Origin of the sequence: Vampirovibrio chlorellavorus (genome assembly GCF_003149375.1) — a bacterium.
GTDB classification, from domain to species: Bacteria; Cyanobacteriota; Vampirovibrionia; order Vampirovibrionales; family Vampirovibrionaceae; genus Vampirovibrio; species Vampirovibrio chlorellavorus_B.
In genome coordinates this window covers 379,207-402,638 of the sequence record NZ_QFWH01000002.1, presented here as the reverse complement: position 1 = coordinate 402,638, position 23,432 = coordinate 379,207, and the positions used below count along the sequence as shown (strand labels likewise).

25 protein-coding genes are annotated in these 23,432 nt (G+C 54.8%); 16 read left to right on the top strand and 9 right to left on the bottom strand.

Annotated elements, in window-relative coordinates; genetic code table 11:
• Positions 1-18: 18 nt before the first annotated feature.
• Positions 19-1,314, bottom strand: a complete 1,296-nt coding sequence (gene purB, locus DF283_RS04220; RefSeq protein WP_303673463.1) for an adenylosuccinate lyase — start codon at positions 1,312-1,314, stop codon at positions 19-21.
• A gap of 140 nt (positions 1,315-1,454) precedes the next feature.
• On the opposite strand from purB, the gene DF283_RS04215 reads away from it, so the two are divergent.
• Positions 1,455-2,579, top strand: coding sequence for a hypothetical protein (locus tag DF283_RS04215; protein WP_303673462.1), 1,125 nt, complete (start codon positions 1,455-1,457; stop codon positions 2,577-2,579).
• A gap of 148 nt (positions 2,580-2,727) precedes the next feature.
• Here DF283_RS04215 and DF283_RS04210 read toward each other — a convergent pair whose 3' ends face one another.
• Both DF283_RS04210 and DF283_RS04205 read right to left on the bottom strand, forming a co-directional pair.
• Entirely contained in the window at positions 2,728-2,907 is a 180-nt protein-coding gene (locus tag DF283_RS04210) for a CopG family ribbon-helix-helix protein (protein WP_303673461.1), read from the bottom strand.
• Positions 2,908-2,954: 47 nt separating this feature from the next.
• Positions 2,955-3,122, bottom strand: a complete 168-nt coding sequence (locus DF283_RS04205; protein WP_303673460.1) for a CopG family ribbon-helix-helix protein — start codon at positions 3,120-3,122, stop codon at positions 2,955-2,957.
• Positions 3,123-3,613: 491 nt separating this feature from the next.
• On the opposite strand from DF283_RS04205, the gene mtaB reads away from it, so the two are divergent.
• The 8 genes from mtaB to DF283_RS04165 all read left to right on the top strand — a co-directional run bounded on the left by mtaB (position 3,614) and on the right by DF283_RS04165 (position 11,986).
• Positions 3,614-5,035, top strand: a complete 1,422-nt coding sequence (gene mtaB, locus DF283_RS04200; protein WP_303673459.1) for a tRNA (N(6)-L-threonylcarbamoyladenosine(37)-C(2))-methylthiotransferase MtaB — start codon at positions 3,614-3,616, stop codon at positions 5,033-5,035.
• A 7-nt stretch (positions 5,036-5,042) separates the two neighbouring features.
• A complete protein-coding gene (locus tag DF283_RS04195) occupies positions 5,043-5,693 on the top strand; it encodes a hypothetical protein (RefSeq protein WP_303673458.1) in 651 nt (216 codons plus the stop codon).
• Positions 5,694-5,815: 122 nt separating this feature from the next.
• Positions 5,816-7,378 carry a methionine--tRNA ligase gene (gene metG, locus DF283_RS04190; protein WP_303673457.1) on the top strand — a complete coding sequence of 521 codons (1,563 nt, stop codon included), beginning with the start codon at positions 5,816-5,818 and terminating at the stop codon, positions 7,376-7,378.
• A 9-nt stretch (positions 7,379-7,387) separates the two neighbouring features.
• Positions 7,388-7,897, top strand: a complete 510-nt coding sequence (locus tag DF283_RS04185; protein WP_303673456.1) for a DUF6980 family protein — start codon at positions 7,388-7,390, stop codon at positions 7,895-7,897.
• 11 nt (positions 7,898-7,908) lie between these two features.
• A complete protein-coding gene (locus tag DF283_RS04180; protein WP_303673455.1) occupies positions 7,909-8,715 on the top strand; it encodes a TatD family hydrolase in 807 nt (268 codons plus the stop codon).
• Between the two features lie 38 nt (positions 8,716-8,753).
• Entirely contained in the window at positions 8,754-8,978 is a 225-nt protein-coding gene (locus tag DF283_RS04175; RefSeq protein WP_303673454.1) for a hypothetical protein, read from the top strand.
• Positions 8,979-9,271: 293 nt separating this feature from the next.
• Positions 9,272-10,534: an ABC transporter substrate-binding protein gene (locus tag DF283_RS04170; protein ID WP_303673453.1), complete on the top strand. Its 1,263-nt coding sequence runs from the start codon at positions 9,272-9,274 to the stop codon at positions 10,532-10,534.
• A 15-nt stretch (positions 10,535-10,549) separates the two neighbouring features.
• Positions 10,550-11,986 (top strand): aldehyde dehydrogenase family protein, encoded by a 1,437-nt coding sequence (locus DF283_RS04165; RefSeq protein ID WP_303673452.1) that lies wholly within the window; start codon positions 10,550-10,552, stop codon positions 11,984-11,986.
• Between the two features lie 38 nt (positions 11,987-12,024).
• On the opposite strand, the gene mtnC is transcribed toward DF283_RS04165, so the two are convergent.
• Genes mtnC through DF283_RS04150 form a run of 3 tightly spaced genes read right to left on the bottom strand, consistent with a single transcriptional unit; the run spans position 12,025 to position 13,997 of the window.
• Positions 12,025-12,768, bottom strand: a complete 744-nt coding sequence (mtnC, locus tag DF283_RS04160) for an acireductone synthase (protein ID WP_303673451.1) — start codon at positions 12,766-12,768, stop codon at positions 12,025-12,027.
• Positions 12,769-12,817: 49 nt separating this feature from the next.
• Positions 12,818-13,354, bottom strand: coding sequence for a 1,2-dihydroxy-3-keto-5-methylthiopentene dioxygenase (locus tag DF283_RS04155; RefSeq protein ID WP_303673450.1), 537 nt, complete (start codon positions 13,352-13,354; stop codon positions 12,818-12,820).
• On the bottom strand, positions 13,332-13,997 hold the full coding sequence (locus DF283_RS04150) for a methylthioribulose 1-phosphate dehydratase (RefSeq protein WP_303673449.1): 666 nt from the start codon (positions 13,995-13,997) through the stop codon (positions 13,332-13,334). Before DF283_RS04150 ends, DF283_RS04155 begins: the two co-directional genes overlap by 23 nt.
• 212 nt (positions 13,998-14,209) lie before the next feature.
• On the opposite strand from DF283_RS04150, the gene DF283_RS04145 reads away from it, so the two are divergent.
• Together DF283_RS04145 and DF283_RS04140 are read left to right on the top strand one after the other, a co-directional pair.
• Positions 14,210-14,791 carry a hypothetical protein gene (locus DF283_RS04145; protein WP_303673448.1) on the top strand — a complete coding sequence of 194 codons (582 nt, stop codon included), beginning with the start codon at positions 14,210-14,212 and terminating at the stop codon, positions 14,789-14,791.
• 208 nt (positions 14,792-14,999) lie between these two features.
• The gene (locus DF283_RS04140; protein WP_303673447.1) at positions 15,000-16,010 is read left to right on the top strand and encodes a hypothetical protein; all 1,011 of its coding nucleotides are present in this window, start codon (positions 15,000-15,002) and stop codon (positions 16,008-16,010) included.
• Here the strand turns inward: DF283_RS04140 and DF283_RS04135 are convergent.
• Positions 16,004-16,771, bottom strand: a complete 768-nt coding sequence (locus DF283_RS04135; RefSeq protein WP_303673446.1) for a sugar transferase — start codon at positions 16,769-16,771, stop codon at positions 16,004-16,006. The two genes, DF283_RS04140 and DF283_RS04135, sit on opposite strands and share 7 nt — an antisense overlap.
• Before the next feature lie 262 nt (positions 16,772-17,033).
• Between DF283_RS04135 and DF283_RS04130 the strand changes: the two genes are divergently transcribed.
• The 5 genes from DF283_RS04130 (at position 17,034) to DF283_RS04110 (ending at position 21,954) form a co-directional block, all read left to right on the top strand.
• Positions 17,034-18,254 carry a family 8 glycosyl hydrolase gene (locus DF283_RS04130; RefSeq protein ID WP_303673445.1) on the top strand — a complete coding sequence of 407 codons (1,221 nt, stop codon included), beginning with the start codon at positions 17,034-17,036 and terminating at the stop codon, positions 18,252-18,254.
• A 367-nt stretch (positions 18,255-18,621) separates the two neighbouring features.
• Positions 18,622-18,936, top strand: a complete 315-nt coding sequence (locus DF283_RS04125) for a hypothetical protein (RefSeq protein WP_303673444.1) — start codon at positions 18,622-18,624, stop codon at positions 18,934-18,936.
• A gap of 12 nt (positions 18,937-18,948) precedes the next feature.
• Positions 18,949-19,653, top strand: a complete 705-nt coding sequence (locus DF283_RS04120; protein ID WP_303673443.1) for an RNA recognition motif domain-containing protein — start codon at positions 18,949-18,951, stop codon at positions 19,651-19,653.
• Positions 19,654-19,808: 155 nt separating this feature from the next.
• Positions 19,809-20,282 carry a Fur family transcriptional regulator gene (locus DF283_RS04115; RefSeq protein WP_303673442.1) on the top strand — a complete coding sequence of 158 codons (474 nt, stop codon included), beginning with the start codon at positions 19,809-19,811 and terminating at the stop codon, positions 20,280-20,282.
• An 82-nt stretch (positions 20,283-20,364) separates the two neighbouring features.
• Entirely contained in the window at positions 20,365-21,954 is a 1,590-nt protein-coding gene (locus DF283_RS04110; RefSeq protein ID WP_303673441.1) for a bifunctional metallophosphatase/5'-nucleotidase, read from the top strand.
• Between the two features lie 123 nt (positions 21,955-22,077).
• Here the strand turns inward: DF283_RS04110 and DF283_RS04105 are convergent, their stop codons facing one another.
• Together DF283_RS04105 and DF283_RS04100 are read right to left on the bottom strand one after the other, a co-directional pair.
• Positions 22,078-22,503, bottom strand: a complete 426-nt coding sequence (locus tag DF283_RS04105) for a hypothetical protein (RefSeq protein WP_303673440.1) — start codon at positions 22,501-22,503, stop codon at positions 22,078-22,080.
• A 137-nt stretch (positions 22,504-22,640) separates the two neighbouring features.
• The gene (locus DF283_RS04100) at positions 22,641-23,294 is read right to left on the bottom strand and encodes a hypothetical protein (protein ID WP_303673439.1); all 654 of its coding nucleotides are present in this window, start codon (positions 23,292-23,294) and stop codon (positions 22,641-22,643) included.
• Positions 23,295-23,432: the final 138 nt, after the last annotated feature.

Here is a 23,432-nt window from a genome sequence, read left to right as displayed (position 1 = left end):
TTACTCCATCGGCAGAGCCTATAGCCCAAAACGCTCATAGATGGCTGGCACATTGCGCAGGTAATCGGCCACATCAAAGCAGGCTTCGATTTCCGCAACGCTCAACGCCTCGCACACTTCCGGGTCGGCCAGCAGGTTGGCCCGGAAATCCCCGCCAGCCACATTCCAGGCGGCGTGGGCGTTTTTCTGGGTCAGCCGGTAAGCGTCCTCACGGCTCATGCCTTTATCCACCAGCTTCAGCAGCACCCGCTGGGAGAAAATGATGCCCCCAAAGCGGTTCATATTGGCCCGCATGTTGTCGGCATGTACCACCAAATCCCGCATCACTCCGTTAAAGCGGTTCAGCATGTAGTGCATCAGGATAAACACATCGGGAAACATGACCCGCTCCACGGAACTGTGGCTGATATCCCGCTCGTGCCATAACACGGCGTTTTCCAGGGCCGGGGTCACGTAAGAGCGCACCAGTCGGGCCAGACCCGTTAGATTCTCGGAGCTGACCGGGTTGCGTTTGTGCGGCATGGCCGAAGAGCCTTTTTGCCCCTTGGCAAAGCCCTCTTCCACTTCCAGAATGTCCGTTTTCTGCAGGCCCCGGATTTCCACCGAGAATTTTTCAAGGGAAGTGGCCAGATTGGCCAGCGCCATAAAGAGCTGGGCATGCAGGTCTCGAGAAATGACTTGTGTGGAGGTGCGAGCGGGCTTCAGGTTCAGCAAGGCACAAACCCGCTCCTCCACCGCCGGATCAATATTGGAGTAGGAGCCCATGGCCCCACTCATCTGCCCCACCCGGTTTTCCTCCAGGGCATCGGTTAAACGCGTTTGCTGGCGTTGCAATTCATCCAGCCAGTTCAGCAACTTAAGGCCAAAGGTAATGGGTTCCCCATGAATGCCGTGAGAACGGCCCACCATAACGGTGTCCCGGTGGGCCAGGGCCTTTTGCTTCACGGTGTCAATCACCTGGGTCAACTTCTCCTGCACCAATACCCCAGCCGACTGAATTTGCAGGGAAAGGGCCGTATCCAGCAAATCGGAGCTGGTCAGTCCCATATGCACAAAACGGGAATTTTCCCCCACGGATTCGGCCACATTGGTGAGGAAGGCAATGACATCGTGCCGCACCTCGGCCTCAATCTCATCGATGCGGGCAATGTCAAAGCGGGCTTTGGCGCGCACGTCGGCGCAAACCCCGGCGGGCACCAGACCCATTTCCTCCTGCACTTGCAACACGGCCAGTTCAACGGTCAGCCAGGTTTCAAAAATGGCCTCCCGGGTCCATAAGGCCGACATTTCGGGCAGGGTGTAGCGTTCAATCATGGCGGCAAATCCGACTTTCTAGGGGAAAATCAACTATTTTCCCGATTATTTTGGGCCAGACAAGACGCATAATCAAGACAGTTTACCGTGCGTGTGGTTGCATTACCCCGCAAGCCACCGGTCTGAAGGCGAGGTTCCCGATGACGTTTCCGTATCTTCATCCGCTCAGGTTTCATTCAGCGCAAGGGAAAGACCTGTTTATACTGGCGCTGGCGCTTTTACTGAGTCTGTGCTACCCCGGCACAGGTTGGGGACAAGGCACCCTGCCCTCCCTGGATCACTCACCGGCAGCAAGCAGCGCCAACCTGACACCGGCCCAACCACTGCCCGCCCCCCATGCGGCCCATCCCCCGGAGCCCTCCCTGCAACCGGCTTCCCTGCAAACCGCACTGCCCGCCCGTTCGACCCCCGTGCCCCCCTCGGGCTTTAAAACCGCCATCAGCAAAATAATCCCGTCGGAAAGCGCCATAAAGCCCGTTGCCTACACGCCGCTTCCGGGTATTGTGGTTTTTCCTGTGATCAAACACGGCAATGAAAAGGCCTTTGGGGATTTGCCCCTGATCTTCGCTCGTGAATACGCCCAAAGGCTGGAACTCAAGGTGCCTGAAACACGAATTTACCATCCCATTTACACCGTGGATGAAATTCGCGTGCAGGGGCTGGGCCACGTGTACGATCAGATTATGAAATACTACGTCAAAGCCGGGCGCCCGGAACCTCTGGCCATGGATTACCTGCTCAAGCAGCTCAGCAACAACAACAAGGCCATCTCCCGGGTGGTATTTGTGGAGGCCGATTTGGACACCACCCACCCCACCGAGTCCACCAGCGTGGGTGACTGGGTGAAGCAATGGACCACGGATGGCCTGCCCAAGCAAATGCGCTACTTTGTGCGCAGCCGCATGCAGATTTTCGATGCGGAATCCCCCGAATTTCCCATGGTGTGGGGAGGCTCCTGGGTGCGCTCGATCAAGGCCGATCGGTTCTTGAACGTAACCCCCTCCATTTTCAGCGATAGTGACAGCCAGCAAGCCTTCGCAGGCCTGTCTCGCCAGATGAGCCGAGAGATCATCCTGCTCACCCCAAAAACCGCTTACATGCACCCCGAGTATGATTTGGCCGTTCTGGGTAAACTGTTACCAGAAGCCAAAACAGGCCCTCCATTGCACTTTTCGGAAAAAAATCAAGGCAACGCCACAATTAACGCCGAAAATCAGGAGGCCATTCATCGAATTTTGCGGAGGCAAAATCAGGGTGACAACTAACAGAATCTCGAACGGAGAAACGAAGATTCAAACACGGTCTACACTACTTGTTAGGACAGGTTTTTTCTGAAACCGGACGATCTTTCGGGCTCACGGCGGTGCGCCCCCTATCAGTGGAGCCCTCGGGCGAGCAAGCTGACAACACCGTCTACTCAATAATTTGGGACTTGTAGGAATCCGCTTCATGCTGACGGATGTAGTTCCGCAGGGCTTCACGAATCAATTCACTGCGAGAGCGCTGCTCTTCATCGGCCAGCAAATCAATCTCCGATAAAAACTTTTCGGGCAGGGAAATCAGGACCCGAGTACTCTTAGACGCTTTAACCATTGTGGAATGAGCTCCTTTCGTTTACAAGGAAGGGTAAAATTGAGGGGTTACTCCAGCAAAATAGAATCCATCAGGGGATTGCCAGGAGTACGACGACGCATGTAGACACGCAGGGCCTGACGAATGAGTTCGCTCCGGGTGCGCTGCTCAGAGTCGGCAATTTCATCAATTTTGTCCAAAAAATCCTCACGCATTGAAATCAAAACCTTGGCCATTCGGACTCCTCCATCTGTAAATCCAGTTTGGTTACTATCTCTATCTCTTGTCTGTGCAAGTAGGGAAAGTATTACGCTGAATAAATAAAAACAAAAAAGAGGCGCTGATTGCTGTGGTCTAACAGTATGTTACATACCATTTACACCGATAGTATGTGTGAAAACATATACTACTGGTACCCAGCCGTGGATGCCTTGAATTCGAGAACATACAGCGACAATCGTTTTGATGGCTTTGAACCGGCAAATGGGGGAAACTTACGGGTCCACTGAATTTACTGATTAGTCTATTTTTTAAAAATTTGGGCCTTTTGGGTATCCCTCCAGAGGGTGATATTACGGAAAGCCATACGGTATACGTCCATCCGAACATCCATGGCAGGCCCCAGGGTTAACAATGTGTCATATAAATACCGCCGGATTGATCATTTCTCCTGTCGGAGAGAGAATAATGTGTTCCACTCGCCCTTTTTGACTGAAAGCCATTGGCCATGAGTTCCTCGCCCTCCCACCAGCCCCAAAAAACCCGCCCTCCTCAGGCCCAGCCGGACCTGGAAAGCCTGAACGCCCAGAAAAACCCGGGGAAAAAACAGGAACCAAACCCGGAGAGAACGGTGGCCTTTTACACCCTGGGCTGCAAGGCCAACCAGCTGGAGACCTCCACTCTGGCCAACCAGTTTCAGGATCAGGGCTGGCGCATTGTCCCCTTTGACGAAGCGGCGGAAGTGTATGTGGTCAATACCTGCACGGTGACCGAGCGCAGCGATCAGGAGTCCAAACGCATCATCCGCCGGGCCAGACTGTCCAACCCCAGCGCCCGGATTGCCGCCACCGGCTGCTTTGCCCAGGTGGCCCCGGATGAGTTGGCGGCTCTGGACGGCATCAGCTTTGTGATTGGCAACAACTTTAAAGACCAACTGGTTCAAATTGTGCAGGACACCCCACCGTCGGATCGCCCGCTGGTGCAAGTGTCTGAAATCGACAAAAGCCGCATCATGGAAGGGGCTTCCTCGGCGGCCATCGATCGCACCCGTGGCAGCCTGAAGATTCAGGATGGCTGCGATTACAAATGCACCTACTGCATCATCTGGGAGGCCCGAGGCCTCAGCCGCAGCTTGCCGGTGGAAGACATCAAGGTGCAACTCCAGCGCATGCTGGATGAAGGCTTCAAGGAAATAGGGCTGACCGGCATCAACATTGGCCAGTACGAGCATGAGGGGGCAGATCTGGCCGACCTGTTGCGTGAGCTGATTCAGACACCGGGCCCATTTCGTTTGCGCTTGACCTCGCTGGACCCCATGGAAGTGAGCGAGAAGCTGATTGACGTGGTGCGGGATTCCCACGGCAAAATTTGCCCGCACTTTCATCTCTCCGCCCAAAGCGCCGAGGATTACGTGCTGAAACGCATGGGCCGCCGGCACCATGTGGCCGATATGGAGCGGGTTTGCCACTCCATCGCCCAGAAAATCCCGCAGGCCTCGGTGGGGTCTGACATCATTGTGGGTTTCCCCGGGGAGACGGCAGAGCGCTTTGAGGCCACTTACCAGACGCTGAAAAACACGTATATGAACTACTTCCACGTGTTCAGCTACTCCAAGCGCAAAGGGACGCCAGCGGCCACCTTCCCCGATCAGGTGCCGGAGCGGGAGAAAAAAGCCCGTGCCCAGCGCTTGCGGGCATTATCCGATGAGAAAACGCTGGCTTATCGGCAAGCCTTTTTGGGGCAAACCCTGCACGTGATTGTGGAAGAAAGCGAATCGGGCGAGCCGTTGAAAGGCATGAGCGAGAACTATCTGAAAGTCCACATTGAGCCCCATGGCCTGCCCCTGCAAGCCAACGACTGGATCTGCGCAGAAGTGGTGGACGTAAGTGTGGATACCGTTCAAGTCAAGGCCTTGGGTGTATTGGCTTAAGGCAAACATGACCAATCCAATCCCACTTCAGCCCCAAGAAATAAAGCAGGTGGTATACAGTAAGCCCACGGCCGCCATTTGGGAAGAAGTGTTTTTAGCCGCCGGTCAGATTGGGCTTTACACATCGCTGTTTACATTCTTGTTTTTCAATTCCTTATTGTTATTTGTCCCGCCTCAAAAGGTTTGCGGTCATAACACTCCCGTCCAATGTATCAGCATCTCCTTACCGGGCTCACTCATTTTCGGGCTCATTATGGGACTAACTGCAATTACTAGAGCCTTAAAAGGGGGCCTGCGAAGCCACATCCCCGAAGTACAAGTCCTGACCGAGGGGATTAAAATTAGCCATTTCAGATACTGGGGAAAAGCCAAAATACTGGCTCAGGAGCATATGGTGCCTTGGCACACCATTCACGATGTGGAATTAAAAACCGAACGGTTTTGTGGCCTGCGATCATCCACCCTCATCCTCCTCTGCCCCAGGGGCCTATTGGCTCATTGCACCAAAATGAGGTCCAGCCACCAAGTGGAAGTCCATTTACCGTGGCCCATCGAAAATTTTAGAGCCTTCAAAATGGAGATCTCCTCGTTCACCGACCCCGATCATCCCCTGCGGCATTTTATGGAGGTTACCGCTCGCACTATGAGCGGCGACTGAAAAAGTTTCAACCATGCGATTACTACATATCAAGCGCAAGATCATTTGCTACAATCCCGCTACTCTGAGAGAATAGTGCTTATTATCCACTCAAGCGTGCATCCACAGGAAAGCCCCCGCCCATGAGCCAAAACACCTACTACATCACCACCGCCATCGACTACGTCAACGCGGCGCCCCACCTGGGCCACGCTTACGAAAAAATCGCCACCGACGTCATGGCCCGCTTCCAGAAGCTGGTGGGCAAAGAGGTGTTTTTCCTGACCGGCACCGATGAGCATGGCACCAAGGTAGAAAAAACCGCCGCCAGCCGAGGCCTTACCCCTCAACAGCACACCGATGAACTGGTGGAAGAGTTCAAAAAGGCCTGGGCTTACCTCAACTTAAACTACGATCGCTTCATTCGCACCACCGACGCGGATCATTACGCCGTGGTGGAACAACTGTGGCGCAAAATGGCGGCCAAGGGCGATATCGAAAAACGGGCCTACCAGGGCATGTACTGTGCGGGCTGCGAAAAATTCGTGACCGAGCGGGACCTGAACGAGGCGGGCGAATGCCCCAACCACCAGCGCAAGCCGGAAATCGTGCAGGAAGAGAACTACTTCTTCAAGCTCAGCAAGTACAAAGCAGCCCTTCAGGCCCATATGCAAAGCAATCCCAACTTTGTATTGCCGGAATTCCGGGCGGCGGAAGTGCTGCAAATGCTGGAGGATCTGGAAGACATCAGCGTGTCCCGGCATAAGAACTCGGTCAGCTGGGGCATTCCGGTGCCGAATGACGCCGATCAGGTCATTTACGTGTGGATTGATGCCCTCAGCAACTACATTACCGGCATTGGCTATGGCAAGGATGAGGCTCTGTTCAACCGGTTCTGGCCTGCCGATGTGCATATGATTGGCAAGGACATTCTGCGGTTCCACGCCATTTACTGGCCCGCCATGCTCATGTCCGCTGAAATCCCACTGCCCAGCCAGATTTTTGCCCACGGCTTCATCAACATCAACGAAGCCAAAATCTCCAAGAGCGTGGGCAACGTGGTATCGCCCTTTACCCTGAAGGAGCGCTTTGAGCTGCCCAACCCCGATCCCATCCGCTACTACCTGATGACCGTGGCCACCTTCGGACAGGACGGCAGCTTTACGGAAGAAGATTTCAAACTCAAGGTCAACGCCGATTTGGCCAACAATCTGGGCAACCTGCTCAACCGCACCCTGAATATGACCAACAAGTATTTCGACGGTCAGGTGCCTCAGTCTCAACACGCCAAGCCGGGCATCTTGCATGCGGACGGGGTGACTGAGGTGCATCAGGCTTATGCGGCCTTTGAATTCCAGAAAGCGGCGGATCTCATCCTGCAACTGGTCGATTGGGCCAACAAGCAGATCAACGATCAGGAGCCCTGGACTTTATTTAAAGAAGGCAAACTGACCGAGCTGGCCGATCTCATGTATACCGTGCTGGAAACCCTGCGTCAGGTGGCCATTTTGCTCAGCCCCATTACCCCTACCCTCAGCGATGAAATGTGGTCGCAACTGGGCTATCAGGCCAAACTCAGTGACCTGTGCCCCCGCTGGGACGACATTACCAACGCCCACATCCCGGTGGGACAGCGCGTCAATCTGCAAGGCCCCATTTTACCCCGTCTGGACAGCGAACTGGCCGGGGCCACCAAGAAGAAATAACAAACGCCAATGAACTGCGAACAATTTAAACGCTCTTACAGCAAATTCGACGGCGCCGCCAATGTCATCCACTGGAAGGACATTGAAACCCCGGAATACGCCTCCTACTCGGATCATATGCAAGATTGTCACGAGTGCCGGGACTGGTTCCAGACCGAGCAACTCAAGGACTGGAAAATCGACGCCAGCGCCTATCCCTGCATTCACATGGCCTATCACGCCAATTACCGATGTGCCTCGCATCAGGATGCCTGGGAGTGCCCCAGCAGCTTAATTGTCTACGTGGATCAGTATGACGAATACGGCATCCCCATCCGGGATGGGGGAACCTCCTACTGGAAGATCGATTGCTGCCCGTGGTGCGGACACGCCCTGCCCCAATCCAAGCGGGAATTGTGGATGCAGAAGCTGCGGGCCTTGGGTCATGATCCTATGAATCACTACGACAAAATTCCGGCGGAATACAAAAGCGCCAAGTGGTACAAGGACGATCACTTTCCCGATCTGCGGCTGGTTTAGAGGCGAATCCGATGAGCGCGCCCACCCTCATTGATACCCACTGCCATCTGGATTACATTCACCGGCAAGCCGATCACCCGGATGGCCTGAGTGGTACCGATCCGGTGCAAGTGCTGGCCCGGGCCAAAGCCGCTGGCGTGGAATTTCTGGTGAATCCCAGCGTGACCCCGGCCAAATTTCCGGAGGTCATGGCCATGGCCGAACGCTTTGAGAACGTGTACGCCGCCGTGGCCGTTCACCCCACCGATGTGGCCGATATCGTGGATCAGCCGGACTGGCTGGCCGAAATCGAAGCCTTGCTCAGCCATCCCAAAGTGGTGGCCGTGGGGGAAACCGGGCTGGATTACTATTGGGATCAATCGCTGGTGGACTTGCAAAAAAAATGTTTTAAAAGCCTGCTGGAACTGGGCCGAAAGTACGATTTGCCGGTGATCGTGCATGACCGGGAGGCCCATGAGGATGTGTACCAGATCATCAGCGAAGTCCCGGGGGTGCGGGGCATTATGCACTGCTTCTCCGGCGATGCCGAGTTTGCCCATCGTATGATCGAGAAAAACTTCCACATTAGCTTTGCCGGAAACGTGACCTTTAAAAAAGCAGAAAACCTGCATCAAGCGGCCAAAGAAATTCCCTTAGAGTGGATGCTGGTGGAAACCGATTCTCCTTTCCTCAGCCCGATGCCCTTTCGGGGCAAGCCCAACGAACCGGCCCGAGTGAAGCTGGTGGCGGAAAAAATCGCCGAACTGCGAGGAATCGCTTACGAGGAAGTGGCCGCCGTGACCACGGCCAATGCCCGCAAAGTCTTTGGTCTGTTATGATTAAGGGGTAAAGTTGCTTCGGTTGGGAACCCCGCCAAATGCTGATTGTCCTGCCCTCCACCCCGACTACGGAAAACGCCAGCCAGTGGCTGAATGAGCGAAGTATTCCACACCAGGTCATTCCGATCCCCGAGTCGTTGGGGTACAAAACCGGCTCCGATGTGGCCATTTACATTGAAGGCAGCGATCAGCAAGGCGTGCCCATGGAACTGACCAAAGCCCGCTTTGTGGTCATGCGGGTGTTCAAGGATTTTAAGTTATGAGCTTTATTGCCTTAATCCTTGCTCCCCTTTCTTTTCTATCCGGGCGTTGTCATTCCCGCGTAGGCGGGAATCCAGTACGCCCAGCCCCCCGCTTACGCAAGCCCAAAAAAGATAATCACGACGCATTTTGTCATTCCCGCGCAGGCGGGAATCCAGTACGACAGGCAGCCGGACTGACTGAAAACGAACTGTCGACAAACCAACCCAAACGCAAGAAGGCGCAGTGGATTCCCGCCTGCGCGGGAATAACAGAGGTGACGAGAATGACAGGCACTCTTGGAAACAGAGTCGCAGTGCTACTTATTCTCTTGATTCCAATGCTCTTCACGGGCTGTACAAAACCTCCGAGCAAGCCCACCGAACGCATCACCCTGGAGTTTTGGACGCTGCAACTGGACACGTTCAAAAGCACGCTGGAACCCATGTTTCTGGAGTACGAGCGAGCCCATCCCAACGTGCGCATCCATTGGGTGGATGTGCCTTTTTCCGAGGGCCCCAAACGCACCCTGACCGCCATGCTCAGCGGACACACCCCGGATGTGGTGAATTTAAACCCGGATTTTTCTGCCATACTGGCCAACCGCAACGCCTTGACCAACATGAACACCGCCCTGCCGGAGTCCGTAAAATCCACGTATTTGCCGGTAGCCTGGCAAGGAGCCACCCTCACTAGACCGGGCCAAGCACCGCTGGCCTTTGGCTTGCCCTGGTACATCACCTCCAGCGTGACCATCTACAACAAGGCCCTGCTGCGGAATGCGGGCTTCGCCCAGCCTCCCACCCGCTTTGCGGAACTCTCCGATTTTGCCGATCAAATTCACCGAAAAACCGGTCAATACGGCCTCATGCCGGTCATCGCCGAAAATGGAAATTTCCTGAAAGAACTCAAAAAACAGGGCATTCCGCTGTACAACGCCAAAGGACAGGCCATTTTCGCCACCCCGCAGGCCATGGAAATTTTAGCCACCTACGTGGACATGTACAAACAGGGCTGGGTACCGGCGGAAGCCATCACCGAAAGTCATCAATCCGCGGTGGGACGCTTTCAGGCGGGCACATTGGCCTCGCTGTCCATTGGCCCCAACTTCCTGAAAATCGTGAAGGAAAACGCCCCCAACATTTACAAGGAAACGGACGTGGCCCCCCAGTTTCCGCAAACTTCTCCCTACAAGGATTTTTCTCTGATGGTATTGGTAGTACCGGTGAAAAGCGCTCACCCCAAGGAGGCCGTCGATTTCGCCGCCTTCATCACCAACGCCAAAAATCAGCTGGCCCTGGCCCAGGTCGCCCCCGTTTTGCCTTCGATCACAGCGGCCCTGAACGATCCGTATTTCGCCCCGGCGCAAGCGCCTGACTTAATGGCTGAGGGGCGGGCCATCAGCGCCAAACAACTATTGGGAGCCACCGCCGCTTACCAAATTCAGCCCAACCAGAACGCCATCAACGACATCATCAACCATTACGTGCAACTGGCCATGCTGGGCAAAATCTCCCCGGAGAACGCCCTGCGGCAAGCCCAAACGGAAATCAATGCTACACTGGAATTGGACTCCTGATAGGAACGTGAGTGCATGACCAGACAAACTCAAACCCAAGCGACCAGTGCCGCTCAGCCTTTTATCCTGCAAGGCAGCGAACGCTTTGGAAAAAGCGGCAGCCCGCAGCCCATCTATTATCCGGGCGATGCGGTGACCTTGATCGGCGAAGCCTATTTTGCCGATGATCTGCATTTGGAACTGATTGAAAAAACCGCCCTGCAAGGGTTTCAGAGCTTCCGAAAGACAAGCCTCAAAGCGCGGGCACACATCCTGAATAATCTGGCCGATCGGCTGGAAGCCCATCAAGAGACGCTGGCCTTGCTCATCACCCGGGAAAGCGGCAAGCCCATCACCCTGTCTCAGCGAGAAGTGGCCCGCTCCGTGAAGGTGTGCCGAGGGTATGCCGCCCAAGTGGAGCGCAGCACGGCGACCCTGATGCAGGTGGAAGGCCGCAGCGTGCGACTGAGCCGCTTCCCCATCGGGCCGGTGCTGGCCATTACCCCCTACAACTTTCCGCTGAATCTGGTCATCCACAAGCTGGCCCCGGCCATTGCCGCCGGATGCTCCATCACCATCAAACCGGCCCCGCAAACTCCGCTGACAGCGCTCTATTTGGGACGTTTGGCCGCCGAGGCCGGGTACGAGGCCATTAACGTGATTCCGGCCCAAAACAGCCTGGCCGAAACACTGGTGCGCTCCAATGCCTTTGCCAAGCTCAGTTTTACGGGCAGCGCTCCGGTGGGCTGGCACTTGCGCAGCATCGCCGGGAATAAATCGGTCACCCTGGAACTGGGCGGAAACGCCGCCGTGATTGTGGATGACTTGACCGAGCCCGTAGAGTCATTGGCCCAGCGCATCGCCCTGGGCGCCTTTTCCTTTGCCGGACAAATCTGCATCTCCGTACAACGCATTTTGATTCAGGACGCCCTGAAAGACACCTTACTGCCCGCGCTGGTCAACGCCACCCGGCAACTAAAAGTAGGCGATCCCTTCAAAGCGGACACGGACATTGGCCCCATGATCAGCATTCAACAGGTGCAGCGAACCCGCTCCATCATTAAAGACGCCTTAAAAGCGGGGGCCAACGTGATTTACGGCGGTAATACCTTCAACGCCTTTACCATGAACCCCACCCTGCTGGATCGCACCACCCCCGCCATGGCCGTGAACGCCGAAGAGGTGTTTGCCCCCATCGCCACCGTGAGTACCTATCACCACCTTGAGGAGGCTCTGGCCCTGGTCAATCGGTCCCGCTACGGTTTGCAGGCCGGGCTTTACAGCCACCACACCCCAAAAATCGAGCAGGCCTACCAAACGCTGGACGTGGGCGGCCTGCTGATCAACGACATTCCCACCACCCGGCTGGACCTGTTGCCTTATGGCGGGGTCAAGGACTCCGGTCTGGGCCGGGAAGGGGTACTGTGCGGCATTGAAGAGTACACCTACCTGAAAACGCTGATTCAAAAGTAGAGGACTGACCTCAATGACGGCCAGTCAGATAAGGGCTGTCACCGCCGTGGCAAATCGGCTTGGGGGCCTGTGGTCAACTGTTCCACGGCCAGCAAGTCCTTAAAATGCGCATGCCGATCAGAGGGTGTGGTCCCCTCCCGCACAATTTGCTTGGCCAACAGGCCCGCCAGACGGGCCGCATCCAGCTCCGTCTCCACATCGGATAAGAACAGCACTTCCATCGGCGGCAAATTCAACTCGGTGACAATACGTCGATATGATTCCACGTCTCTTTTGGCGCCCACCCGGGTATCAAAGTAGCGGCTGAAATAACGGGTTAAATCGCCCGCCTCGGAGTAAGAAAATAACAGTTTTTGTGCCTGCACGGAACCCGATGAGTAAATGCCCAGCTCGATCCCTTTCAGCGTCCAGTTTTGCAGGGCCCTCAGCACGTCATCGTAAACATGGCCCCGGTAATCCCCTTGCTCAAAGCCCGTCTTCCAGATCATGCCCTGTAGCTGCTTGAGGGCCGTGTGCTTGCGATCCGTGGCAATCCAGTCCAGCAGCGTTTGCAGGCAACCGGCTTCATCCAGCGTACGCCCCTCCTCCTGAGAGATGGTTTCCCGAACGGACTGAAAGGCCTCCCGCACCAGCGGGTCGTGGGCGTGCTGCTTCACAAACTCCGGCAAGCGCTGGGCCGAGTAGGGAAACAGCACCTGATGCACAAAGTGAATATCGGTAGTGGTTCCTTCTATGTCCAGCAGAACAAAGCGAACCGGAGAGGATTTTAAATTTTGGTCCATGGATTGGGACATCTCCAGGCAAGCAGTACAAAAAGGGATAAGGGGTGCTTCAGGCGGACACGGCGCTCAAATAACGGATCTCCACCCCGGAATCCGTATAGTGGGGAATCCATCCGGCAGCGTCCGTAAACACCCGAATGGTCTTTACCTGCGGCACCGGCCCCAGGTCAAACCAGTGCTTGACGTTGGCGGGTACCGATAACAAATCGCCACTGACGCATTTCACGCAAAATACCGGCTCATCCCCTTCCAGATTGAACCAGAAGTAGCCTTGCCCTTCCACGAAAAAGCGCACTTCATCTTCGGTGTGGGTGTGCTCCCGCAAAAACCTGGCCCGAATCTCCGGCAGATTGGGCGTTTGCGGATGCACGGAGATTACATCGGCGGTTTGATAGCCATGGGCAGCCATGTACGGGCTTAACGAATGATTGTAAGCGGCCAGAATCTCCTCCTGAGAGGCCTCTGGAGAAAATTCGCAGTTGGCGCTCCATTGCTCGAATACAATACCCCGGGCGTTGAGGTAAGCCTGAATGGACTCGCCATCCGGAATAATGACGGCTCGCTCAGGAATAGTCAGGATAGCCATGCGACCTCAATTTTAAAATGCACTCAAATAAAAACTCGAACACTTCCACATGCCGCTTGGCCTGAGCCAAGGTGTTTCCCCAAGTGTACAAGCCATGGCCCGCCAGCAGAAAGCCGTAAACGGGAGTTTGCTCTCGCAGTACCGGCTCAATTTGAGCCGCCAGGACAGTCATGTCCTGATGATTACTAAAAATGGGCAGCCGCAGCTCGGCTTGATGGGTAGCAATCCCTTCCAGACCTTTCAGCACTTCAAATTCTTTCAGCAACAGCCCCTTCTCGGCCTCGTACAACTTAGACAAGACCGTGCCATTGACGGAATGAGTGTGCAAGACCACCTGAGTATCGGGAAACTTCTGATAGACCAGCGCATGCAGGAGCGTTTCCGCGGAAGGCCGACAATGGGCCTGCTCCGGGCGGATAATCTGCCCGTTGAAATCCACGTCCAGAAAGTCCTGCGCCCTAAAGCTGCCCTTATCCAGACCGGACACGGACACCGAAAAGCCCGCCTGCCCCTCGGGCAATCGGCAGGAAAAATTGGAACTGGTGGCAGGCGTCCAGCCACGGGCGTGTAAAAAGTGAATCACCTCGGTCAGGGATTCCAGACGTTGCGCCTGAGGAGGCAAATGGGAAAAAGAACTGGACATGCGGGTTCAGACTTTGCTTGAGATGGGATAAAATAAACAGACCAGAATACGAATACTGTAGCAAAACGGGCCGCTTCGGTAAAGCCGCCGCCCGGTCGAAGTACCTCCCCAACGGCTCCCCCAACCGCTCCATCAATCGTTACCCTATAGTGCCCATATCGTTCCCATATCGTTCATTGATGCCGCCTGTCCCCTTACACAAGGCTTTTTTTATGTCTCCCGCTCCCATGTCCTCCGCTCCTGTGTCTGTAGCTCAACCCCGCTGGATTCCCTGGGTGTTATACCCCGCCGGTGATGGCATTGCCCAGTTGATTCTGGGGGAAGTCAGCATTCCCCGGTTGCTGGCCTTGGCTCTAGTCGGCGGACTGGTCTATCAGGCGGAAACCCCGCGCTGGTTCCGCTGGCTGGATCAGTGGCGCCTGTCTCCCGCCATGGCCCAACAGTGGCCGTGGCGATGGTTGACCCAGCCCGCTCAGCCTCATCAAGTACAATATCGGCTGAACTGGATTGGCCGCATGCTGGGGTCCATGAGCTTTTTCAGTCCGCCCTGGATTGCCCGGCACATGCTCATACTCAAACTCTCCACCACCCCATGGCACCAGATTGCCCTAACCAGCGCCTTGCCGGAACTGTGGCTGGTGGCCTGCAAGTCGTTTCTGACCAATTTGCCCATTTCCATTGTGGGTAACTACATTATTCAGGCCCGTTTTCCGTTACAATACCGATTTTGGGGAAGTATCTGCATGTCTGGTATCATGGGCATCGCCTTCGCCCTGGCGTACCGATTTTTCTAGTGAAGCGCTCGGGCCGAACACCTTGGCCAGAGGCAATTCCACGGCTTCTCAAACGACACCCCGCTTTACAAAGATTGTGCGAAGTCTAAACTGACCCAAAATCAAAACGAGTTCTCACCGAAATCGCACAAAATCCGCTTCATCGGCTTTATAGCCTCTGTCACCAACATCACCTCTTTTTTACTGAGTATTTTGCCAACCCGCCACATTGGCTCTATTCATTACTGGCTCTGTTCATTTAGAACCCACAAGGAAGTTAAATATCATGACGATTACGGGTATTTCATCCAGTCAGCAGACCACCCCAGCCTCCAAGGGGCTCGGTGTGAAAAAGTCACCTTTAAAGGTTTCATCCTCATCCAAAAAAGAAAACAGTGCCGCACTCCACTTGACGCACCAGTTAGATCAACTCTCTCTCAGTGAAGTCAGAACGAAGTATCTGGGCCCGAACGGGCAATTACCCACTGTTCCTAAAGCCGGGCAGAAATCGATCCCCAACCCGACTCAGGATGTTAAAAAAAAGCTCCTGCGTGGTGAGAACCGCAGCTTGAAAAAGCAGACATCAGACCCAACTCAGGAACGGGACAAGCATTTAACCACGCTGAGGGCGATGGCGAGCAAAAGTGATATCCAGCCCAAGGGCAAGCCAAAGCAGCCAATTGCTGAAGCCCTTGAGGAGGCTCTGAAATTCATTAGCGAAGACAGACAAAAGGTCGAGCCGGGCCACAGCCCGCTACTGACCCCTACTCAGGAGAATTTAAAATGCACCATCGCCCTGAGAGACCTGTTGCAGGAGTCGGGAAAGCTCTCCTTTACCAAGCACGCATACGCCCGTACCCTGCTAAGAGGTGAGGCCATTACCTGTTTGAAAGCCAGTGAGGAATTTTTAAACAACGCTAAAGACTCAAAAACCTGTCTGGTTTTTGATCGTGGCCGCAATGAACTGGCCACACAGGAAAGTGACGAGCCGATTCCTTACAATCTAGTGGTTCTGATGAGAGACAACAGCGCCACAAAGAAGAAAGTCCTGATTCCGCTGGCCCCCGATTCGGATCAACTCGTCGCCAAAAGTGTGATCGCCAAGCAAACTGTAAACCCCGGGAGATATGTGGTCGTCACGGATCACTTGAAAAAGCCCATTACAACCCTGAAACAGTATCAGGACGAACTCAAACACATCCAGAAGCTGTCAAGCTGCTCTAAAAAGTTGTTTCAGTAGGCGCCTCGGCTGGCCAGAACGGCGGGCAGGGTTTTCAACAGGATCTTGATATCCGCAAGCAAGGTCCAGTTGATGACGTAGTTCATTTCCAGTTGGCACAGTTGCTCAAAGCTCAGGTTGGAGCGTCCCCCCACCTGCCAGGCGCCGGTCATGCCGGGAAACACCTGAAACCTCAGGGTATAGGGTTCCTGGAAGAGTTCGCTCTCATCCTGTGGCAGCGGACGGGGGCCCACCAGACTCATTTCCCCCCGAATAACGTTCAACAATTGGGGCAGTTCATCCAGACTGAGTGCCCGCAAGACCTTGCCCACTTCGGTCACCCGGGGATCATTGGCCAGCTTGAACAGGCCGTTGGTCTGCTCGGTCTGTTGACGCAGGGCTTCCCGCTGGGCGTCGGCATCCACGCTCATGGTGCGGAATTTATACATGCCAAAGGGCTGAAAATTTTTGCCAATGCGCTGGCTTTTGTACAAAATGGGCCCGGGGGAAGTGAACTTGACCAGTGCCGCAATCAGCAACAGTAAAGGCGCAATGGCCAGCAGACCCAGACTGGCGGCCAGCACATCAAAGGCACGTTTCAAAAACTGCTGGGCCTGGTAGCCCCAGTGAACCGAACGATTCAGAAACATCAGTTGCAGGCGCCAGACCGAATCGGAAAAAGCATGCAGGCGGGGCTGGGGGGTGCTTGAGGAGTGGCCCTTAACGGGAGCAGAGGCGGGCCCGGTGACAGGTGGAATGGCTGCGAAAGAAGAAGTACTCAATGGGCTGGACTCCCACGGTTGATTGAAGTAAGTGGTGACCTGAAAAATGAGGGAGGGAACTTCGGGAAAACGAGGGGAAAAAGCAGACGGGCACCGGGCGATCAGGACGGGAAAATTCGCTGACTTTGGAAGGCTTTACCTTCGGCCCTGCTTTTATTATCTTGTTAAATATATGAAAAACAATTTAAAGTCCAGTTAAAAAACAGCCTTGCTTCACAATGTTAATTCACCCCGCGGGGCTCAACACAACGGATGGATAGCCATGAGAACCCCTTTTAAACTACCCACCCCCCTGCTGCAAATAGTGCTATTGGCCACTGCGGCATTGACTTTAACCGTGTTTTACCCGGCCCAAAGCCAAAGCCCCGCCCCAACCACTCCTCGGCCACCAGCCGTGCATACCCAGTGGCCACTGCGGCAACTATTGCGGGAAAGCTGGCAATTTTATAAGGATCGCTTTCTGGTGGATGGCGCCCACGTGGTTTCCAACACCTACGGCGGCACCATCAGCGAAGGGCAATCCTACGCCATGCTAAAGGCCTTGTGGATGAATGAACCCGCCACCTTCGACAAGGTCTGGCAATGGACCAAGCGGAATATGAAGCGCCCTCACGATCATCTGCTGGCCTGGCGCTGGGGCGACGGAGAATTTGGCACCACCAAGGGCATTATGCAAACCGAAAACGCCACGGACGCCGATCAGGATATCGCCTACGCCCTGCTGAAAGCCGGTCAGCAATGGAATCGCCCGGACTACAGCCGGGACGGTCTGAACATCGTGAAAGACATGTGGCGCATTAACGTGGAAAAACTGGATGGGCGCTACTATCTCACCCCCGGCCCCTGGCCCGGCTTTAAGGAGGAATACCTGACCATTAACCCCTCCTACATGGCCCCCTATGTCTACCGGGAGTTCGCCAAAGCCGATGTGGAACACGCCGCCGGATGGACACAACTGGCCAATGAGGTCTACGACAACCTGGAGGCCTGCACCAACCTGACCGCCCCCAAGCTGCCCCCCAACTGGTGCGCGGTGCGCTGGCAAAACGTGCCCGGTCAGCCCCGCATTATTTTTTCCGACAAGCAGGGCGAGGGGGCCAGAGACTTCAGCTACGATGCCTTTCGGGTGTACTGGCGCATGACCATGGACGCCCACCTCAGCCCTTCCCCCTGGCGGGAGCGGGCCCTGGCGTATCTAAAAAATCACCCCTTCCTCTTGAACTATTGGCAGCAGCATCAAGTCATGCCCGAAGGCTTTACCGCCACTGGAGCGCCACGCGGCAAAGAAACTTCCGGCTTTGGCATGGGCCCCTTGCTGGTGCTGAACCACGTGCGGCAGCCCGAGGGGGATGCCCTGCTGTATCAGCAAAGTCTGGGGAAACATTATCATTCGGACGGCTACTGGTTTAACGATTACAACGATTTTCTGCACAGCGTGATTTGGTTGCATTTGTACGCTTTAAGCCTGTCACAGCAACCGTAAATCACTATCAAACCAACCCAAGAAAAGAAAAAGAAAAAGCAGCCACTTTCTGGCTGCTTTTTTGCAGGGGGCTGACTGACCAGCCACATCAGGAATCACTCAGACACCCTACAACCTACGGAAGAATCCCCACCAAGCCAAAATCTTTCTGCGAAAACACTGGCCCAGGCCATAGTCGCCATTTTCAAATGGCAATCTTTTTATAGGTATCTTTCTCATCTAATGTAACCTTATTGCATTTTAATTGCAATAATACTGCATTAATGCTAATATTAAAATCAGTTCCACCCAATGATGCCCAGAAAGCAGTGCCCGACAAGGCAGTGCTTTACGATGCCTTCAAAATCAACCCAGGGAGTTTTTCTCAATGCACTTTGATCCCCTTTTAAAAACCGCCCATGACAGCGGCGCCGAAGTCATGATCCAGCTCAGGGAACTTTGCTGCGATCCCTACAAAGGCAAAATAACCACCCTCAATGCGGATGACTTTACCCTCTTCCACAGTGGCACGGACGGCGGCGTGTTGTGGTCGTTCCTGAAGAAAGACGTGGCCTTTTGCGGCCTGCTGGTGGAACGCCCGGACGATCCCTTTAAAACTTTATGCGCAGAAAGTAGCCAAGCCGCCGCCCATCTCAGCACCCACCCCGGGGCCGAGAACACCAGCCGGGAAGCATCGGACTAAAGCCCACACCGAATGCCGAACACAAACCCATTTCCAAACACCGACAACAAAGGACACTCACCAATGAACGCCAAATTATTTATTCGCAACCTCAGCTGGTCTGTCACCGAACAGGATTTATACGACCTGTTTGGACAATCCGGTCAAGTACTGTCCGCTAAAATCCCCCTGCGCCGGGAAGATGGCAAGCCCCGTGGCTTTGCCTTTGTGGAAATGGCCAGCCTGTCCGACGGGCAGCAGGCCATTCAGCAACTCAACGGCTACTTCCTGCAAGGCCGGGATCTGGTGGTGGATTTTCAGGATGAGAACCGGGGCGGGGGTCACGGCGGATCGGGCGCCATCAGCAGTGGCAACAGCAAGAGCAATAAACTGTTCGTGCGCAGCCTTTCTTACAGTGCCACCGAACACGACTTGGAAAGCCTCTTCCAGCAAGTGGGGCAAGTGGTTTCCGTTAAAATCCCCACCGATCGGGACACCGGCGAACCCAAGGGGTTTGGCTTTGTGGAGATGGCCTCCGTGGATGCAGCGGAGCAAGCCATTCAATCATTGAACCACACCAATCTGGGTGGCAAGTCCATTGTCATTGACTATCAGGACGCCAACCGCAGCAAGGGAAAATCCACCGGCTTTGGTAACCGTAACAGCGGCGGGGGCGGATACAGTCGCAGCGGCTATGGCGGCCAGCGCCCGGACTCCGATTACTCGTCGCGCTGGTAACAGAGAAAAAACAGGGTGAGGCTTCTTTTCGGGAACCTCACCCCCAACAAGGCGATCAAGCTCAACGTCCTCACAAACCCCAAACCCATAATCAAACCGGCTGAACCGATGGTCACCTTGGGGTATGATAGAAGAATCCAAGAGCCTTCGCCGATATGAGCCACTATACCGAACACGCCATTGCCATCCTGAAAGAACAGGGATTCCGCATTACCCGGCCCCGCAAGTTGGTGCTGGAACTGCTGGATGGAGCGCCTACGGCCTTGTCTGCCTACGAAATTAAAGACGCCCTGGATGCCGCGGGCGAAAAGGTGGATACGGTCAGCGTGTACCGCATTCTGGAATGCCTGGATCAGCAAGGCTTGATTCATCGGGTGCTGAGTAGCGGCAAGGTCAAAAAATGCCTGCTGGACGATGAGTCTCACTGCCAGCTCCAGCAAAAAGAGCATTGCCACCACTTGCTGATTTGCCAGCAATGCCAGGGCATTGAGGAAGTCCACTGCGCCGGGGTGGATGCGCTGGTTCAAACCCTGCAATCGCAGCTCAGCTTCCAGATTAAAGCCCACCATCTGGAATTTACCGGGCTGTGCCAGCGCTGCCAAAGCGCAGAGCGGCAAGGCAAAAACTGAAGTCAGTCCATCGCCAAGAATATGCCTCTCACGGACACGCTTATACTAAAATAAGCGTAAGCGTTTGTGGTGAGGCCTTTGTGTGTTGAATTTTTCTTTTTCCAGTCGGGTGCGTCAGCAGTTTTTATCCAGCGTTCTGGCAGGGTTGCTAACCCTTGGCTGGGCCGCTTCGGCGTTACCGGGCTGGGCGGAACAACCCACCACCATTCAGGGTAGACCCTTTATTCACATTACCCTGCTTCAACTGAACGACGTTTACCAATTGGCCCCGGCCACCCCATCTGAAGCCGGTGGTTTTGCCCGCATCGCCACCCTGCGCAAGCGCATTGCCGCTGAAAACCCCAACACTTTACTCATCCTGGCGGGCGATACCCTGTCCCCTGCCCCCGGTGGCAAGCTGTTTTACGGCAAGCAAATGGTGGATCTGTGGAATCAGGTGGGGCTGGATCTAGCCGCTCTGGGTAACCACGAGTTCGACTATGGCAACGACATTCTGCTCAAGCGCCTGCAAGAATCCAATTTCCCCTGGCTGGGGGCCAATGTCATCGACAAAACCACCGGCAAACCCTTTGGCACGGTGCTGCCTTCCGTCATTAAAGAGATCAACGGGGTGAAAGTGGGCTTTTTTGGCCTGCTGACCCCCGATACCCAGAATGCTTCCAGCGCAGGCCCCAACGTGATTTTCAAAGATCCCACCTACACAGCCTGCGCCACGGTGAGCGCCTTACGCAAGCAGGGCGCTGAAATCATAGTGGCCATCACCCACCTGACCCTGGATGAGGACAAGCGGGTGGCCCAGAACATGAACCACTCGCTGGCCCTGATTATGGGCGGGCACGAGCATTCGTTTCTGCAATCGGTAGCCGCGGGGATTCCCATTTACAAAGTGGGTTCCGATGCCCGCACATTGGGCCGTTACGACCTGTGGATCGACGCCGAAACCCACCGCCTTGCCAGCATGGATGTCAGCATGATTCCGGTGGACGCCAGCATTCCCAACGATCCGGCTGTGGCAGCCAGCGTGAACGCTTACTTAACCCAAATTGAAACGGGCCTGGGGGAAACCATCGGCCAAAGCACCGTGCCCCTCAATGCCCTGCAAGCGGACAACCGCAGTCAGGAAACCAATCTGGGCAACCTGCTGGCCGATGCCTACCGAGCCCATTTTAAAACCGATGTGGCCCTGCTGAACGGCGGCTCCATCCGCTCCAACAAGATGTATCCCGCCGGGCCCATCACCCGCAAGGACGTGGCCAACATTCTGCAATTCGCTGGCCCCGTGCTGAAAGTGGAAGTGTCCGGGAAAGTGCTGAAACAGGCCTTGGAAAACGGGGTTAGCCGTCTGGGAGAGGAAGCCGGTCGGTTTCCGCAAGTCTCCGGCATGCAGTTCAGCTACGATCCCCAAAAGCCGTCCCAAAGCCGGGTGGTATCCGTCAAAATCAACGGACAGCCCTTGCAGGACGGGAAACTTTACACGCTGGCCGTGCCCGGTTATCTGGTACTCAAGGGCGGGGACGATTACAGCATGCTCAAGGGCGTTAAAATCCTGAACGACCCACAGGAAGCGCCCACCGATTCCGAAATTGCGCAGACGGCCATTCAGCAGGCCAAAACCATTGCCCCCAAGGTGGAAGGCCGCATTCAGGTGATCGGCAAGCCCAACAAAATTTAGGAATGCTTTAAGTGCGAATGTTTTCTTAGCTCAGGCGGCTTATGCTTGCCAGAACCTGTCATTCATACGCAAGTGGGAATCCACTTGAAAGGCGTCAGGCTGGTGAACAAAGACAGACCTGTGCTAACGAGCTTTGGCCATTTGATGATTTTGCCAGGCCCCCGCTTGCACCTGCTCCGTCTGTTGCTGCACCAATTGATTGATGGAACGCTTGGACAAGGGCCAAGCACTGTTTTTACGGATGGCCAGAGACAACTTTTTAAGCGGCGTGTTCACCGGCAAGGGGTAATGCAGCCCATCCAGCGAGGCCAGACAAATGGCGTCCCGGCTGGCGGCGGTGATTTTGCCATCGATGGAAAACTGTAACTCGGTGCCAGGGGAACACAGCACCCCGCCCACGGAGCTGAAATAGTCCCGCAAATCCCGATACCAATGGTACCAGTTGACCGCATGGGTATCGGCCTGCGCGGGAGCGCCCAGCGCCAGAACCAGGCCAGAGGCCACTAAAAACAAGGTTAAATACTGTCGAGTCTTTCCCAGCTCACTCATTCGGGTCATCCATCATGTTGTGTCTATTGTACAAAATTGGGGAAAAAAATGTTGAACCCTTTGGATTTAAATCGATGTGAATTCAGCCATTGGGTTTCTGTGAATTTTTGCTTGGTTCAGTAAATAAAAACAAAAGTCTACTGAGAGTTTATCCGGATTCGGGAATAAATCTCGTCCCGGCTGGCAGGGGGCCCCTGCCCGGAGCGCACCGGCAAAATGAGCGCGTCCAGACTGGTATTGGCAGGGAGAGGGAAGCGGCGGCCAGTCACTGAAGCAATACAATTTGTATCAAAAGTTAACGCTTCCATTTTCCCCGATCGATAAAACTTGATGGGCGTTCCCAAACTGCATCGCAAACCACCGGTTTGTCCAATATACTCCCGGGCGGATAAGTACCAGGCGTACCAGTTCACCACATCCCGCTCGGATTCAATCGCCTGTTGCAGGGTTTGCACCTTGCCGGTGAGAATTTTCGTGGGCGCGTTGCTGACCGGCACTTCACCCGGCTGTTCTCCCTGCTTTTGACCTTGCTTTTGTACTTTTGCTTCCAGCGGGGTCAGGGTCACCGGTTCCAGCTCCGGCTGAGTTTGGGAGGTATCTACCAGCGGTTTAAAGAATGACTCAACGTCTTGCACTACCCCCTCGCTCAGAGTCCCCTCCGCCAGGGCGGGCCAGCACCCAAAAACGACCAATCCCAGATACAGCGAAAGGATCTGCCGGGTGAATCCCAGCACTTTTCTTTTGAGTAGTGGCGTTCCCGGAGGATCTCTAAAGTCAGCGGCCAGTTTCATTAGCGATGAGCCCCTCATTTCCCTATAAGATCTTACCAGCCCTGTACTTTTCAGCCCTCATACAAATATAGGATTTTGGGTTTACATCGCATGGATGATGAAACAAGTATATTTATTTTATATATTAAAAGTATCCAA

Bases quoted from the DNA above. Each gene is read 5' to 3' on its own strand.
- purB (WP_303673463.1), bottom strand. From the start codon at position 1,314: ATGATTGAACGCTACACCCTGCCCGAAATGTCGGCCTTATGGACCCGG.
- DF283_RS04215 (WP_303673462.1), top strand. From the start codon at position 1,455: ATGACGTTTCCGTATCTTCATCCGCTCAGGTTTCATTCAGCGCAAGGG.
- DF283_RS04210 (WP_303673461.1), bottom strand. From the start codon at position 2,907: ATGGTTAAAGCGTCTAAGAGTACTCGGGTCCTGATTTCCCTGCCCGAA.
- DF283_RS04205 (WP_303673460.1), bottom strand. From the start codon at position 3,122: ATGGCCAAGGTTTTGATTTCAATGCGTGAGGATTTTTTGGACAAAATT.
- mtaB (WP_303673459.1), top strand. From the start codon at position 3,614: ATGAGTTCCTCGCCCTCCCACCAGCCCCAAAAAACCCGCCCTCCTCAG.
- DF283_RS04195 (WP_303673458.1), top strand. From the start codon at position 5,043: ATGACCAATCCAATCCCACTTCAGCCCCAAGAAATAAAGCAGGTGGTA.
- metG (WP_303673457.1), top strand. From the start codon at position 5,816: ATGAGCCAAAACACCTACTACATCACCACCGCCATCGACTACGTCAAC.
- DF283_RS04185 (WP_303673456.1), top strand. From the start codon at position 7,388: ATGAACTGCGAACAATTTAAACGCTCTTACAGCAAATTCGACGGCGCC.
- DF283_RS04180 (WP_303673455.1), top strand. From the start codon at position 7,909: ATGAGCGCGCCCACCCTCATTGATACCCACTGCCATCTGGATTACATT.
- DF283_RS04175 (WP_303673454.1), top strand. From the start codon at position 8,754: ATGCTGATTGTCCTGCCCTCCACCCCGACTACGGAAAACGCCAGCCAG.
- DF283_RS04165 (WP_303673452.1), top strand. From the start codon at position 10,550: ATGACCAGACAAACTCAAACCCAAGCGACCAGTGCCGCTCAGCCTTTT.
- mtnC (WP_303673451.1), bottom strand. From the start codon at position 12,768: ATGGACCAAAATTTAAAATCCTCTCCGGTTCGCTTTGTTCTGCTGGAC.
- DF283_RS04155 (WP_303673450.1), bottom strand. From the start codon at position 13,354: ATGGCTATCCTGACTATTCCTGAGCGAGCCGTCATTATTCCGGATGGC.
- DF283_RS04150 (WP_303673449.1), bottom strand. From the start codon at position 13,997: ATGTCCAGTTCTTTTTCCCATTTGCCTCCTCAGGCGCAACGTCTGGAA.
- DF283_RS04145 (WP_303673448.1), top strand. From the start codon at position 14,210: ATGTCTCCCGCTCCCATGTCCTCCGCTCCTGTGTCTGTAGCTCAACCC.
- DF283_RS04130 (WP_303673445.1), top strand. From the start codon at position 17,034: ATGAGAACCCCTTTTAAACTACCCACCCCCCTGCTGCAAATAGTGCTA.
- DF283_RS04125 (WP_303673444.1), top strand. From the start codon at position 18,622: ATGCACTTTGATCCCCTTTTAAAAACCGCCCATGACAGCGGCGCCGAA.
- DF283_RS04120 (WP_303673443.1), top strand. From the start codon at position 18,949: ATGCCGAACACAAACCCATTTCCAAACACCGACAACAAAGGACACTCA.
- DF283_RS04115 (WP_303673442.1), top strand. From the start codon at position 19,809: ATGAGCCACTATACCGAACACGCCATTGCCATCCTGAAAGAACAGGGA.
- DF283_RS04105 (WP_303673440.1), bottom strand. From the start codon at position 22,503: ATGAGTGAGCTGGGAAAGACTCGACAGTATTTAACCTTGTTTTTAGTG.
- DF283_RS04100 (WP_303673439.1), bottom strand. From the start codon at position 23,294: ATGAAACTGGCCGCTGACTTTAGAGATCCTCCGGGAACGCCACTACTC.